Raw genomic sequence first — 14,247 nt, forward strand, 5'->3', positions numbered from 1 at the left:
CATGACCGAACTCGTGGTCGGGACGGACACGGTCGAATCGAGCGAGGCGCTGTCGTCGTACCTGCGGCGGGTCGTCGAGCCGGACGACACGATCTACGTCGTCAACTCCCTGGAGGGCGGCGAGGACACGAGCGGCGAGGACGTGCGCGCCGGCGAGGACGCCATCGAAGCCGTCGTCGACGCCCTGGAGGACCTGGCGGTCACCGTCGAGACCCACCAGTTCGTCCGCGGGAACGAACCCGTCGAGGACCTGATGACCTTCGCTCAGGAGGTCGACGCCGACGAGTTCGTCGTCGGCATCCGCAAGCGCACCCCGGTCGGGAAGGTCGTCTTCGGCTCGACCGGCCAGAACCTCCTGCTCGGGACCGACCGCCCGGTGCGCTGTGTCCCGCTGGTCGAATCGTAAGGCCCGGGGACCGGCGGGCCCGCAACGCACGAGACGCGTGCGGGCAGCGCCGACGCCGCGCCGCCGGGCTCGCCCCGGTGGCCACAAGACTGATTCCGCGGTTCTCCGAAGCGGTGACCACGCCGACACATGCCCTCCGCTCCCCGGTGGTTCCCCGGCGACTGGCAGGTCTGGCACGCGGCGACGCTGGTCTCGCTCGCGACGTGGGTCCTCGTCTACACGAACCGGTTCTGGCTGATGAGCCGCCTCCAGGCGCTGGCCTGGTCGCTCCACGGGACGGTTCCGGGCGTCCCGCAGGCGGGTCTGGACCAGGTGCGGCCGGTCGTGGAGGCCCTCGTCGCGATGTGGTTCCCCGCTGCCCTCTGTACGTTCTTCATCGGATTCTTCGCGTTCCACGCCGAGGCCGAGCGGCGCCGCGCGGCCGACGAGGAGCGGTGACCCCGTCCGAAGACGTTCTCCGCAAGGATTAGGAGGACCACCCGTGAAGCGTCGCGTATGACACGCGAGAACCTCGCGGACGCGAGCGACACCCTCGAATCGGCGGCCGACGAGACGAGCGACGACGACGCGGCCGAGCGCCTGTCCAGTCTCGCCGACCAGCTCGACACGCTGGCCACCCGCGACCGCGACCCGGACCACGGTCGCCTCGCCCGCATCGAGAACGCCCTCAACGACCTCGAAGACTCCGACGTGGGTGACAGCGTCGAGTCTGCCCACGAGTCGGTCGTCGCCTTCCGCGAAACCGTCGAGGGCGTCTAGAAACCATCTTTTTCGCGGAGGGGTGGGCAAACCGCGCCCATCCCTCCATCAAAAACATGGGTGAAAAAGGCCGCCTCAGCGCGGTTTCACCCCGCTCCGGCGGTTGAACCGCGCGCCTGCGGCGCGCGGATGTTCAGTGCAGGCGGTAGCTGTTGCAGTGAGCGGTCGCGGTGCGGTCGGCGCGCGCTGTCGCGAGTCTCGTCTGCGACAGTAGCCGCGCGAGGTCTTCTCGAACTCGTGAGAGAAGGCTCGTCAGAGCTTGTCTCTGACGGTGGATGAGCATCGCAGGCCGAAGGCCGAGGAGCGCAATCGGGTGGGGAGGCTCGTGGCCCTCTGCGGTGCTGTGCGGGGCGGTCCCTGGTGTCCGCGCGAACGTGTGAGCGCGGGCTCGGGAGAGGGTGCTCTCCCGGCGGACTGAACGGGCGAGGCGCGCTCGCTGTCCTCTGTGGTCGAGTCGACTGCGAGCGAGCGCGGCGAGGGCTTTCAGCGCTCGCTGTCGAGTGCGGTTGTCCTCACAAGACTTCATTTCACGACACGTTCGACAGAAACATCCACTCAACGAACACGCCGTACTGAACGTCGTCGACCCCCTCTTTTTTCGTGGGGGCGGACCCAGCGCGCGGTATGGCCGACTACGACCCCCTCCGTCCGCTGGTCCCGCCCGCCGTCGGGCTCGCGGCCGTCGTCGTCGCGTTCGGCGGCGTCGTCTACGCGATGGCCGCGGCGCCGTGGTTCTCGCCGCTGTACTACGCCCTCTCGGACCTGGGCGCCCGCGGCGTCCCGACGGCGCCGATCTTCAACGGCGCCCTCCTCGTCGGCGGCGCGCTCGGCGCCGGCTTCGTCGTCGCCGTGCTCGCAGACACCGACCACCCGGTCCGGCGAGCGGGAGGTATCTTCGCCCTGCTCGCGATGCTGTTCATGGCGTTCGTGGGCGTGTTCCCGCTGCCGCACCCGCTGCACGGCGTGGTCGCGGTCCCGTTCTTCCTGTTCCTGACGCTCGCCGTTTTCCTGTGGGGCGGCGGCGACTACGCCGCCGGCCGGGAGCTCCGCGGACTCGTGCTGGTGTTGCTCGGCGTCCTGCACGTCGTCTCGTGGGCCTGGTGGGCGTTGTTCCCGTGGTTCCCGCCCGGGATCGCCATCCCGGAGCTGTTCGGGGCGGCCGCCTTCGCGGTCTGGGGCGCCTGGCTCGCCGCCGCGGAGTTCGATCGAGTCCGCGTCGACCGCGACCGGCTGTGAGCGGTCTGCGCGGTCACCGGACCACTCCGGCCCGCGGACTGTCGGGCCGCCGACTCACTCCGACCCGCGGACCGCCGCGGCGCGCTCGACGTAGGTCTCGGTGAACGCCGGTACGTCCTCGCGGGCGCGGAGTTCGTCGAGCGTGAGCCAGTGGACCGCCGCGACCTCCTCGGGGTCGCGGACGCGGGCCTCGCCGCCCTCGTACTCGCAGCGCGTGACGACGTTCAGACACTGGTGGCCGGTGTCCGTCTCGAACGTGCCGCTACAGACGTACGCGACCTCGCCGGCGGTGACGCCGACCTCCTCCGCGATCTCGCGTCTGACCGTACTCTCGAGGGCGTGGTCGGCGCCGGGTTCGGGTTCGAGTTTCCCGCCCGGGAGGCCGAGCAGGCCGGCCGCGTGGTCCTCCTCGGCGCTCCGCTCGATGACGAGGAACTCGGGCGTATCGTCGCCGGAGTCGTCGTCGCGTTCCCTCGCGACCACCCCGTCGACGTTGACGACGTGTGTGTACTCGTCCATGGTGTGTCACGTGGTTGATCTCGGCTTTCGCTCTTTCGAGTCGGCGTGGCTCGAGTGGGTGCTGGCCGGCGTTGGGCTCTCTCGACGCGCTCGCTCTGAGTCGGATCGACTGCATGCGACGGCAAGCGCTGAAAGCCCTCGGCGCGCTCGCTCGCTGGAGATACTACCGCACTCGACAGCAGGCGCTGAAAGCCCTCGGCGCGCTCGCGGTCGCTGGAGATACTACCGCACTCGACAGCAGGCGCTGAAAGCCCTCGGCGCGCTCGCGGTCGCTGAGCGACATATCCGCGCTCTCGGCACCGCCCGCGCGGATAGGGCTCGCTCAGGCGACTGAAGTAGACGCGAGCGCGCCTCGCCCGTTCAGTCCGCCAGGCGGGATCTCGTCACGGTGGCCTCAGAAGACGGCTGGCCGGCCAGCCGTGAACCTCACGCCTCCCCAGCCTCCTGCGATGCTCGCTTCGCTGCGCGTCTCGTCCACCGTCAGAGCAAGCTCTGACGAGCCTTCGCTCGCAGGCTCGCGAAGACAGCGAGGGACCGGCGGTCCCTCGGGCCGTGCGGGCGACGACCGGGTCGCCCGCAGACCTCGCGCGGCTACGGTCGCCCGCAGACCTCGCGCGGCTACGGTCGCGCGCATGAACGCGCGCGACAGCGCGCCGATTCGGAGATCCACCGGTCACAGACCGGCGAGGTTCTGTCGGAGTTTGATGGTGGCGGTCATGAGGGCGGTGGCGGTCATGATGACGAAGACGATCTGGACGTGCATGACGACGACGCGGTCGAGGCCGGCGACGGTGGCCAGGTCGACGGCGGGGACGAGGGTGGCGAACGCGAGCACCGGCAGGAGGTGCCGCAGCAGCGAGTCGATCATGGTGCCCTGGACCATCGCGGCGGCGGTCTGCTTGCGGCCGAACCAGAAGCCGTAGCCGGCGAAGGCCAGCGCGCCGACACCCTGGAGCGCCAGCAGCGGCCGGCGGAGGCCGAAGACGGCGATCCCGAAGACGACGGCGGCGACGACCGCGACGAAGGCGACTTCGACGAGGCGCCGCCCCGTGAAGACGCGGTCGGCGCCGGTCGTCGAGAGCGCGGCGTTGAAGTAGACCTCCCGGACGGCGAGCGCGAGCAACAGGACGACCGCGAGCATGAGACCGGCCTTGTAGGGGGTGCGGACCGAGGAGACGATCTCGAGGATGCCGACGACGCCGTAGCAGGCGGCGACGAACCCGACGTACAGCAGGTACTCCCAGAGGACCCGCTGGGCGTCGACGCCGGTGGCGCGCATGTTCAGGTAGGCGTAGGCCCCGAAGCGGGCGGCGATGACCGTCAGGAGGACGAGCCCGACGAAGACGATGAAGGTGAGGCTGGGGTCGTCGGCGAGGAGGTAGAGGCCGAACTCCACGTCACCGGCCATCGCCGACCACTCCCTGCAGCTCCTGCCGGAACCCCGTGACCGTCTCGTACCTCGTGAGCTTCCCAGTCGCCGTCGCCTTGCGGACTACCTGGTCGAGCCCGTCGGGGAGGTCGGGGTCGACCTCGCTCGGCACGGGCGTCCGGTCGGAGCACACGCCCGCGCGGACCTCCTCGACCGGGCCGTCGTAGGGCGGTTCGCCGGTGACGAGTCGGTAGAGCAGGGCGCCGAGCGCGTACACGTCCGTCGCGTGGTCGACGCTGCCGAAGCGACCGGAGTAGTGCTCCGGCGCGGCGTAGCGGGGGTCGACGACGGTCGCGAGGCCGAGGTGGTCGGCGTAGACGCGGGCGAGGCCGAACCCGGTCGCGCGCGGGCGCTGGCGCTCGCGCTCGGTGAGCCGGGCGCCGGGGTAGGCGACGGTCGCGGGGTCGAGCGCGCCGTGGACGACGCCGCGCTGGTGGGCGTGGGCGACCGCGTCGGCGAGCTCGACGGCGTTCGCGACGGCCTCCTGCGGGTCGAGCGCCTCGCCGTCGCGGTCCGCCAGCGTGGCGCCGGTGTGTTCGAGCGCGGCCCACGGCCGCGGGCGCAGGCCCCAGTCGTGGACCGACACCACCGAGTCGTGGTCGTCGACGCCGGCCCACGCGTCGAGGGCGTCCCGGAGTCCGCCCGCGAACGCCGCCCGGTCGTGGTCTGGTACCCGGAAGACGACCAGCGCGAGCGGCGCCTCCTCGTCGGCGACGGTCCCGACGGCGCGGTAGCGGTCGCCGAACCGCCACTCGCCCCGGTCCGAGAGCACCGACAGGTCGTCGAAGCGGCTCCGCTCGATCACCGCCGAGAGCCGGCGCGTCACGAGCGCCAGCCGCCCCCGCGTCAGCTCCCGTCGGTCGTTGTCCGGATCGTCCTCGCCGACCTCGGTGTCGTCGCCGGGCTCGTCGCGCTCCGGTCTGTCCTCGTCGCCGCCCTCGGCGAGCGTGGAGGGGTCGAAGTCGGCCCCGGGCGAGCGGTCGGTGTAGACGCGCTGGCCGCCGCCGTCGTCGCCCTCGGCGCCCGCCACGCGGGTCCGGCCGACGCCGCGGTCCCCGGGGGACGGCGAGAGGTACTCGCTGCGGGCGAACCCGCCGCCGGACTGGTAGAGGTGCTCGCGCGCCCGCAGTTCCCGCTCCTCGTCGAACTCGGTGATCACCTCGTCGACGGCCCTGGGCCGGCGGGCCGCGAGGTAGTCGAGCGCGTGGGGCACCTCGACGGGCGGGTCGCCGTCGAGCCGGTCGACCAGCCGGCGCACCACGGGGTCGAGCAGGTCCGGGTCCGCCTCGATGACGAGACAGAGCGCGAGCGCCGCCCGGAGCCGCTGGGCGCGGTCGTCGCCGTCGAGCGCGCCGAGCAGTTGCGGCAGCCGCTCGCCGCCGCGAGCGGGGTCGGCGACGACGGGCACGAGCGGGTCCCCGGCGTCGTGACCACGGTCGGCACCACCGTCGCCACTGCGACCCTCGCTGCTGCGGTCCTCGTCCCCGCCGTCGCCGCCACCGTTGCGGCCGCTCCCGTCGGCGCCCGTCCCGGCTCGGCTCGCCCCGTCGGTGTCTTCGGCCATGTGGTCGGTCGCCGCGCCCCGCTGCGCGGTACGTCTCGGATAGTTTACCGATCATCTACCAAGACTGTTTGGGTCCGCGTGCGGAGGGGTGTGGAACCCGCAACGGGCGGCGTCAGTCGTCGGTCGCGGGTTCGGCGTCGGGGTCGGGCGAGGGGCCGACGCCGGGGGCGGTGTCGGTGAGCGAGGCGTCGCGCCAGGTGCCCCGGGAGTACCACGCGAAGGCGATGGCGGCGCCGGCGACGTTGGAGACGGCGAACGCGAGCCAGATGCCCTCGTAGCCCATCTCGCCCGAAGCGAAGTAGGCGACCGGGAGGCGCACGAGGCCGAGCATCGTGATCGAGATGGCGGCGGCGGTCAGCGTCTTGCCGGCCCCGCGGAACCCGCCCTTGTACGAGTGGAAGATGCCGGTGAAGCCGAAGGTAGGGGCGACGTACCGGAGGAACAGGCGCCCGATCTCGACGACTTCGGGGTCGTCGGAGAAGATGGCGACGATGTTGGGGGCGCCGAGCCAGGTGAGCACGCCGACGGCGGCGAGGGTGCCGAACATGGCCTTGGCGGCGAAGTTGGTCGCGCGGCCGGCCCGCTCCTGCTCGCCGGCGCCGATGTTCTGGCCGGCCATCGTCTCGACGCCGCGGCCGACCGCGATGGCGGGCAGGAAGATGACCGAGAACATCCGGACGCCGACGGTGTAGGCGGCGATCACCGTCTCGCCGAAGGGGGTGACGATGGTCAGCATCAGCACGACGGCGATGGAGTTGCCGGTGTTCTCGATCGAGGCGGGGACGCCGACCCGGAGGATCTTCCGCAGGTACCCGAGGTCGGGCCACATCTCCGAGAGGTGGATCTGGACGCCGCGGTTGCCCCGGAACATGATCGCCATGCCGATGACCGTCGCGAGCGCCCGCGAGAAGATGGTGGCGTAGGCGGCGCCCTCGATGCCGAGCTCGGGGAAGACCCACCAGCCGAAGATGAGGAACGGGTCCAGCACCATGTTGACGACGACGGTGACGAACATGACGAGCATCGGGGTGATGGTGTCGCCGTAGCCGCGCATCAGCGACATGAACACGAAGAACGCGAACATGAACACCATCCCGAGCGAGATGATCTGCAGGTAACCGGTCGCGCCGGCGACGACGTTGGCGGGCCCGCCGATGAGGTTCAGCAGCGTCCCGACGTTGAGGTAACCGAACGCGCCCAGCAGCAGCGACGCGATGATCGCGAAGGTCACGGTCTGGGAGGCGGCGAACTCCGCCTGGTCCTCGTCGCCGGCGCCGATGTTCTGCGCGACGAGGATGCTCCCGGCGATGGAGATGCCCAGCCCGAGCGAGATGAGGAAGAAGACGAGCGGGAACGCCATCCCGATGGCGGCCAGCGCCGTCTCGCTGTACTGGCCGAGCCAGATGGTGTCGACCAGGTTGTACGCCGTCTGCAGCAGGTTCGTGACGACGATGGGCAAGGAGAGGTAGAACAGGGGCCGGGGGATGTCGCCCGAGGTGAGGTCGAACTCCTCGCGGTCCTTGAAGACCATGTTTACCCGCCTGCGGACACCCGCGACGAGGCGGTCCAGCGACGAGTCGGCCATCAGTCGTCGCCTCCCGTGGCGGCCGTCGGCGCGCTGTCGTCGGTGTCGTTCCCCGCCTCGCCGTCGGCCTCGTCGCCGTCCGTATCGCCGTCGGCCTCGTCACCGCCCGCCCCGCTGTCGGCCTCGCCGCCGAGGTCGACGGCCACGTCGGCGCCCGGGGCGACGAGGTTCTCGCGGACGTACGCGAGGAAGGTGTCGCGGACGCTCCCGTCGGTCTCGCCGAGGGCGACCCGGCGGGTGTTCACGCCGTCGACGAGCGTCGCGACGAAGGCGGCGGTGTCGTCGGGGTCTACGTCCGCGCGGACCGTCCCCTCGTCGATCCCGTCGGCGACGATCTCCTGGACGCGCCCGCGGACGAACGCGTCGACCCGCTCCAGTTGCTCGCGGTAGGCCTCGACGTAGGGCCCCTGGGCCTTGATCTCCAGGAGAGCGGTCTGGAATTCCTGGAACTCGTCGGTCTCGTCGTTCGTGTCGTCGTCGCTGGCTCCGGCATCGCCCGACGATTCGCCCTCCGGCTCGTCCGCTCGCTCGGCCGGGCAGAGCAACTCGTCGACGAACGTCACGAGCCGCGCGACGGCGTCGTCGCCGTCGGGGTCGGCCACGTCCTCGGTGAAGGCGTCGTAGAGGTGGTCGAGGAAGGCGAGCAGCAGCTCCTCCTTGGTGTCGTAGTGGTAGTGCAGCGACGCCTTGCTGCGGTCCGACTGGTCGGCGATGTCCTGCATCGTCAGGTCCGCGTAGCCGTGTTCGCACAGCGCGCGGTAGGTGGCCTCCATGATGGCCTCCGGCGTGGAGCCGTCGGCCGCGGCGCTGTCCGTCGTGCCGGTCATTACCGATCTTAACTGACCGGTCAGTCAAAAACGTTCCGAACTGACTGACTGGTTAGTCAACGGATCCCACGGCCGGGCGACAGCGACGGGTGGGTCGCTCCCGGCGGACGGGAATCGGGACGGCGATTGAAATGGCTCGGTGCCGTCGTCTGAGGTGGAGGGAACCCCGTGACACACCACCCGGACCACGAGGTCGAACTGTTCAGAGACGAGGGCGCCTACGAGGTGTACGTCGACCTGCCGGGGTACGACCGCGCCGACGTCGACCTGCGCTGGCACGACGGGCGGCTCCACGTCACCGCCGAACACCGGACCGACGAGGGCGAGACGCGCGTGTTCAACCGCCACGTCTCGGTCCCGCGGCGGATCGACGCCGACGGGATCACGGCCACCTACCGCGACGGCGTGCTGAACGTGCGCCTCCCCGTCTCCGACGACGACGCCCGGCCCGGGACCCGGATCGAGGTCGAGGAGTAGGGCGCGACCGTCGGACGACCGACCGGCAACCAGCGGGCGGTCACCCGCCGGTCCCTCGCCCGCGTTCGCCGGGCCGTCTCACACCCAGTCGAGGTCGGGGTCGATCCGGTCGGGGGGCGCCTCGCCGGCCAGGGCCGCCCGGACGTTGGCCGCGACGGTCTCGTGGAGGTCCGCGCGGGCCTCCTCGGAGTACCACGCGGCGTGGGGCGTCAGGACCGCGTCGTCGCGGTCGAACAGCGGGGAGTCCTCGGGGGGCTCCTCTGCGAACACGTCCAGCCCGGCGGCCGCGACTTCCCCGCGTTCGAGCGCGTCGGCCAGCGCCCCCTCGTCGACGACGCCGCCGCGGCCGGTGTTGACCACGACGGCGTGGTCGGCCAGCCGCTCGAAGGCCGCTCCGTCGACCATGTCGCGCGTCTCTTCGGTCAGCGGCGCGTTGACCGAGAGCAGTGCCGTCCGGTCGAGCAGTTCCTCGAAGTCGACTTTCTCGACGCCGTCCTCGGCCATCTCTGCGGCGTCGACGTACGGGTCGTAGGCGACGAACTCGGCGCCGAACCCCTCGGCCAGCTCGCGGACGCGGCGGGCGATGGGGCCGTAGGAGACGAACCCGAACGTCAGCCCCGACAGGCGGTGGATCTCGCCGCCGGCCCGCCAGTCCCACCCGCCCGCCTTCACGTCGCGGTCGTAGCGTCCGAGCGAGCGCAGCGCGGCCAGCGCGAGCGCCACGGTGTGGGTCGCCACCTCCTCGGTGCAGTACTCGGGGACGTTCGTCACGACCACGTCGCGCTCGGCGGCGGCTTCCACGTCGACGGTGTCGATACCGACGCCCGCCCGGGCGACGATCCGCAGGTCCGGGCACGCGTCGAGCACGTCGGCGGTCACCGGCGTCGACACGTTCGCGACGAGCGCCTCGGCGTCGGCGGCGGCCTCGCGGACCGCCTCCTCCGTGCCGGTTTCGGCGACGGTGACGGTCACGTCCTCGCCGAGTTCCTCGGCCAGCAGTCCCGCGTCGATCATCGGGTCGTCGCTCGCGACGACTTCCATACCGGGCCACAGGGCCGAACCGAAATAAGGGGGTCGGCCGTTCCCGCTCGCCGGGGATCGGCGGTGGCCGCCGTCGTGGTGGAGATCGGTGGGGCCCGAACCGCTCGCTTCCGCCTTGGGAGCGTTCAAGTAGCGGCCGGGAGAACCGTGGGGCATGACACGCGACCCCGACGCCCTCGCCGAGGCGTACCTGCCCCGACTCCGGGAGAACCTCCGCGAGACGGTGATCGACTTCTGGTACCCCCGCGCGGTCGACACCGAACACGGCGGCTTCCTCACCAGCTACGACGCCGAGGGGGCGTTCGCCGGCAACGACCGCAAGATGGTCGTCACCCAGGCGCGGATGCTCTGGTTCTCCGCCCGGCTCTACCGGGCGGGCTACGGCGACGAGTTGCTCGACGCCGCCGAGCGCGGCTTCGACTTCCTCACCGGGGAGATGCGCGACGAGGACAACGGCGGCTACTACTGGGAGGTCGAACGGGACGGCACCGTCCGCAAGCCGAACAAGCACATGTACGGCCAGTCGTTCGTCCTCTACGGTCTCTCGGAGTACTACCGGGCCAGCGACGACGAGGCCGCCCGCGAGGCCGCCGTCGACCTCTTCGAGCGGTTCGAGGAGCACGCGTACGACGACGACCACGGCGGTTACGTCGAGTACTTCGAACCGGACTGGACGCCCATCACCGAGGGCGGCACCTACCTCGACAACATCGAACCCGACTGGTCGCCCAAGGAGGACGTGGACGCCGAACTCGACCCGACGACGAAGCTGATGAACACTCACCTCCACCTGATGGAGGCGTTCACGACCTTCTACGAGGCGACCGGTCATGATCTCGGCGGCAAGCGCCTCTCGGAACTGCTCACCATCAACACCAACACCGTCGTCCGGAAGCGGCTGGGCGCCTGTACCGACAAGTACGCCCCCGACTGGCAACCCCTGCTCGACGACGAGAACTACCGGGTCGTCTCCTACGGCCACGACGTGGAGAACGTCTGGCTGACGATGGACGCCGCCGACGCGCTGGACTCCTCGCTCGACTACTACCGCGACCTCTACGAGACGCTGTGGGACTACTCGCTGGAGTACGGCTACGACGACGACCACGGCGGCTTCTACTTCTACGGCCCCTTCGAGGAGCCCGCCACGAGCCGGATCAAGGCGTGGTGGGTCCAGGCGGAGGCGCTGACGAGCGCGCTCCGGATGTACGAACTCACCGGCGACGACCGCTACGCCGACGTGTTCGCCGAGACCTACGACTTCGTCGACGAGTACCACGTCGACAGGGAAGTCGGCGAGTGGCACTCCGGCGTCACCGAGGACCTGGAACCCGTGGGCCGCAAGGGCGCGATGTACAAGGGCGCCTACCACAACGGCCGCGCCCTGCTGGAGTGCATCGAGGCGCTGGAGCGGTTGCAGGACGGGTAGCGGGCGACGCTGTCGCTCCGGGGAACGGGTGACCACCGGCGGTACGTCGAAACGGGAGGCTCATGTGCGAGCGTCCGATAGAGTCGCCCATCCCCGACGGGAGCCTACTATGACACGCGAGGGACGACGATGACACGAGAGACGCGCGGAAGCCCGTACGCGCCGGGCGACGCGGCCGACACCGAGGCGATGCTGGACGCGGTCGGCGTCGACGACGTGGAAGAGCTGTTCGACATCCCCGAGCCGGTCCGCTTCGACGGCGAGTTCGGCATCGAGGCGCGGGGCGAGCGCGACGCCGTCCGCCTGGTCGAGCGGACGCTGGGGCGCAACGACGACCTGACCGAGTTCATGGGCCGGGGCCACTACGACCACTACGTCCCGGCGCTGGTCGACGACCTGGCGAGCCGCCAGGAGTTTCTCACCTCCTACACCCAGTACCAGCCCGAGATCGCCCAGGGCTTCCTCCAGGCGCTGTTCGAGTACCAGTCGATGCTGGTCGAGCTCACGGGGCTGGACGTGGCCAACTGCTCGATGTACGACGCCGCGACGGCGCTGGGCGAGGCCGCGACGCTCTCCCAGCGGGTGCGGTCGGTCTCGGGCGACCGGATCCTCGTGCCCGACCAGCTGCGCGAGGGCAAACGCGAGGTGCTGGAGGCCTACGCCGACGGCCCCGACCTCTCGGTGGAGACGTACCCCACCGCCGAGGGAACCGTCGACACCGATGGCCTCGCCGACGCGCTTGACGACGACGCGGCGATGGTCTACGCCGAGAACCCGACGGTCTGTGGCGCAATCGAGCCCGAACTGGGGACGGTGGGCGAGTTCGCCGACGAGCACGACGCGCTGTTCGTCCTCGGGTCGGACCCGGTCGCGCTGGCGCTGCTGGAGCGGCCGGCCGACGCCGGCGCCGACGTGGTGGTCGGCGAGGCGAGCGCGCTCGGCGCCGGCACCGCCTACGGGATGGGCGCAGGGCTCTTCGCCACCCGCGAGGAGCACCTCCGGCAGGTGCCCGGCCGGCTCGTGGGGGTGGGCGAGGACGCGACCGGCCGGCGGGCGTTCACCCTCACCCTGCAGACCCGCGAACAGCACATCCGGAAGGAGCGGGCGACGAGCAACATCTGCACGAACCAGGCGCTGCTCGCGCTCCGGACGGCGATCCACGCCGCGACGCTGGGACCGGGCGGTCTCGTCGACCTGGCGGAGGACTGCGTCACCCTCGCCCGTGACCTGGCCGCCCGGCTGGACGAAGTCTCGGGGCTCCGGGCGCCCGTCAACGACCGCCACCACTTCCGGGAGTTCCAGGCCCGCACGGACCAGCCCGCCGCGGCGGTTGCGAGCGACCTCGAATCGGAGGGGTTCGCCGTCCACGTCGTCGGCGAACACCGGATCCAGGTCTGCGTGACCGACGCCAACGAGCCCGCCGTCGACCGGTTCGTCGACGCGGTCGCGGAGGTGGCCTGAGATGAGCGAGGAAGACCACGCCCCCGAGGCGGGGACGCTGTACGACCAGGCGCGCTGGACCGACGACGGCGAGTACGAGCCGCTGCTGGCCGAGAAGGACACCACCGGAGTCGAGATCGGCGACGACTCGCCGCTGCCCGACGACCTGACGCGCGACTCGCTGGAGTTGCCCGACCTCGCGGAACCGGAACTCGCGCGTCACTACACCCGGCTCTCACAGATGAACTACGGGGTCGACAGCGGCCCGTTCCCGCTGGGATCGTGTACGATGAAGTACAACCCCAAGTTCACCGAGCAGGTAGCGGGCCTGTCGGACGCGGCGGTCCACCCCGACAGGTCCGCGGGGAGCGTCCAGGGCACGCTCGAACTCCAGGCGCGATTGCAGGACTACCTCGGGCGGATCGGCGGGATGGACGCGGTGACGCTCCAGCCGCCGGCCGGCGCCGCCGGGGAGTTCACGGGCATCCGGATCGCCGCCGCGTACCACGAGGCCAACGACGAGGACAGGACCGAGGTCGTCATCCCGGACAGCGCCCACGGGACGAACTTCGCGACGGCGGCGATGGCCGGCTTCGACGTGGTCGAACTCCCCAGCGGCGAGGACGGCCGCGTCGACATCGAGGCACTGGAGGCCGCCGTGGGCGACGACACCGCGGCGCTGATGCTCACCAACCCCAACACCCTCGGACTCTTCGAACGGGACATCGAGGCGGTCGCCGAGGTCGTCCACGACGCCGGCGGGCTGCTGTACTACGACGGCGCGAACCTCAACGCCCTGCTCGGCCGGGCGCGGCCCGGCGACATGGGCTTCGACGTGATGCACTACAACGTCCACAAGACGTTCGCGACGCCCCACGGCGGGGGCGGCCCCGGCGCCGGCCCCGTCGGCGTCGCCGAGGAGCTGACCGAGTTCCTGCCGACGCCCCACGTCCGCGAACAGGCCGACGGCAGCGGTTACGAACGGTACGAGCCCGAACGGTCGATCGGCAAGGTCCACGGGTTCGCCGGCAACTGGCTCGTCCTGGTGCGCGCGTTCGCCTACATCGCGCGGCTGGGCGACGCGGGGCTGGCCGACGCCAGCGCCCGGGCGGTGCTCAACGCCAACTACCTCGCGAGTCAGATCGGCTACGAGGTGCCCTACGGACCCTTCCACCACGAGTTCGTGGCGAGCGCCGGCGAGCAGGACGCGGCCGACGCGGCCAAGCGGATGCTCGACTACGGCGTCCACCCGCCGACGACGAAGTGGCCCGAGATCGTCGACGAGGCGCTGATGACCGAGCCGACCGAGGCCGAGACCAGGGAGTCGCTCGACGACCTCGCCGCGGCATTCAATGCTGTCGCCGGGGAGGACGACGCGACCCTGGAGGCGGCGCCCGAACGGACCGCGGCCCGCCGGATCGACCAGGTGCGCGCCGCCCGCGAGCCGCGGCTGTCCTGGCAGGCGCTGGACGACTGATACGGATTATTGCAAGCGTTTACCGGGTCGACCGCACGATTGCGTGCGGTCGATCCCG

Annotated in this window: 14 protein-coding genes; 8 read left to right on the forward strand and 6 right to left on the reverse strand. The window is 71.0% G+C overall.

The annotated features are described in order from the left end of the window. The first annotated feature begins 1 nt into the window (after position 1). The 4 genes from ACMGFG_RS16015 (at position 2) to ACMGFG_RS16030 (ending at position 2,401) form a co-directional block, all read left to right on the forward strand. Positions 2-406, forward strand: coding sequence for a universal stress protein (locus tag ACMGFG_RS16015; RefSeq protein ID WP_436931326.1), 405 nt, complete (start codon positions 2-4; stop codon positions 404-406). 129 nt (positions 407-535) lie between these two features. Further along, positions 536-844, forward strand: a complete 309-nt coding sequence (locus tag ACMGFG_RS16020) for a hypothetical protein (RefSeq protein ID WP_436931327.1) — start codon at positions 536-538, stop codon at positions 842-844. Positions 845-901: 57 nt separating this feature from the next. After that, positions 902-1,165 (forward strand): DUF7553 family protein, encoded by a 264-nt coding sequence (locus ACMGFG_RS16025; protein ID WP_436931328.1) that lies wholly within the window; start codon positions 902-904, stop codon positions 1,163-1,165. Positions 1,166-1,789: 624 nt separating this feature from the next. Beyond that, on the forward strand, positions 1,790-2,401 hold the full coding sequence (locus tag ACMGFG_RS16030; RefSeq protein WP_436931329.1) for a DUF998 domain-containing protein: 612 nt from the start codon (positions 1,790-1,792) through the stop codon (positions 2,399-2,401). 54 nt (positions 2,402-2,455) lie between these two features. Here ACMGFG_RS16030 and ACMGFG_RS16035 read toward each other — a convergent pair whose 3' ends face one another. The 5 genes from ACMGFG_RS16035 to ACMGFG_RS16055 form a co-directional block, all read right to left on the reverse strand. Then, a complete protein-coding gene (locus ACMGFG_RS16035; protein WP_436931330.1) occupies positions 2,456-2,920 on the reverse strand; it encodes an NUDIX domain-containing protein in 465 nt (154 codons plus the stop codon). A 673-nt stretch (positions 2,921-3,593) separates the two neighbouring features. After that, a complete protein-coding gene (locus tag ACMGFG_RS16040) occupies positions 3,594-4,328 on the reverse strand; it encodes a hypothetical protein (protein ID WP_436931331.1) in 735 nt (244 codons plus the stop codon). Continuing rightward, complete coding sequence (locus tag ACMGFG_RS16045) at positions 4,318-5,913, reverse strand: protein kinase domain-containing protein (protein ID WP_436931332.1); 1,596 nt, start codon at positions 5,911-5,913, stop codon at positions 4,318-4,320. The genes ACMGFG_RS16040 and ACMGFG_RS16045 overlap by 11 nt, the downstream gene beginning before the upstream one ends. 112 nt (positions 5,914-6,025) lie before the next feature. Beyond that, positions 6,026-7,498 carry an MATE family efflux transporter gene (locus tag ACMGFG_RS16050; RefSeq protein ID WP_436931333.1) on the reverse strand — a complete coding sequence of 491 codons (1,473 nt, stop codon included), beginning with the start codon at positions 7,496-7,498 and terminating at the stop codon, positions 6,026-6,028. After that, complete coding sequence (locus tag ACMGFG_RS16055) at positions 7,498-8,325, reverse strand: TetR/AcrR family transcriptional regulator (RefSeq protein ID WP_436931334.1); 828 nt, start codon at positions 8,323-8,325, stop codon at positions 7,498-7,500. Before ACMGFG_RS16055 ends, ACMGFG_RS16050 begins: the two co-directional genes overlap by 1 nt. 168 nt (positions 8,326-8,493) lie before the next feature. Here ACMGFG_RS16055 and ACMGFG_RS16060 point away from each other — a divergent pair, with 168 nt between their 5' ends. Further along, the gene (locus tag ACMGFG_RS16060) at positions 8,494-8,802 is read left to right on the forward strand and encodes an Hsp20/alpha crystallin family protein (protein WP_436931335.1); all 309 of its coding nucleotides are present in this window, start codon (positions 8,494-8,496) and stop codon (positions 8,800-8,802) included. A 78-nt stretch (positions 8,803-8,880) separates the two neighbouring features. Here the strand turns inward: ACMGFG_RS16060 and ACMGFG_RS16065 are convergent, their stop codons facing one another. Further along, positions 8,881-9,843, reverse strand: a complete 963-nt coding sequence (locus ACMGFG_RS16065) for a C-terminal binding protein (protein ID WP_436931336.1) — start codon at positions 9,841-9,843, stop codon at positions 8,881-8,883. 154 nt (positions 9,844-9,997) lie between these two features. Here ACMGFG_RS16065 and ACMGFG_RS16070 point away from each other — a divergent pair, with 154 nt between their 5' ends. The 3 genes from ACMGFG_RS16070 to gcvPB all read left to right on the forward strand — a co-directional run bounded on the left by ACMGFG_RS16070 (position 9,998) and on the right by gcvPB (position 14,189). Beyond that, positions 9,998-11,272 (forward strand): AGE family epimerase/isomerase, encoded by a 1,275-nt coding sequence (locus ACMGFG_RS16070; protein ID WP_436931337.1) that lies wholly within the window; start codon positions 9,998-10,000, stop codon positions 11,270-11,272. 129 nt (positions 11,273-11,401) lie between these two features. Beyond that, positions 11,402-12,733, forward strand: coding sequence for an aminomethyl-transferring glycine dehydrogenase subunit GcvPA (gene gcvPA / locus ACMGFG_RS16075; RefSeq protein ID WP_436931338.1), 1,332 nt, complete (start codon positions 11,402-11,404; stop codon positions 12,731-12,733). 1 nt (position 12,734) lies between these two features. Next, positions 12,735-14,189 carry an aminomethyl-transferring glycine dehydrogenase subunit GcvPB gene (gcvPB, locus tag ACMGFG_RS16080; RefSeq protein ID WP_436931339.1) on the forward strand — a complete coding sequence of 485 codons (1,455 nt, stop codon included), beginning with the start codon at positions 12,735-12,737 and terminating at the stop codon, positions 14,187-14,189. Positions 14,190-14,247: the final 58 nt, after the last annotated feature.

This window comes from Halosimplex halobium, from assembly GCF_051414055.1.
Lineage (GTDB): Archaea > Halobacteriota > Halobacteria > Halobacteriales > Haloarculaceae > Halosimplex > Halosimplex halobium.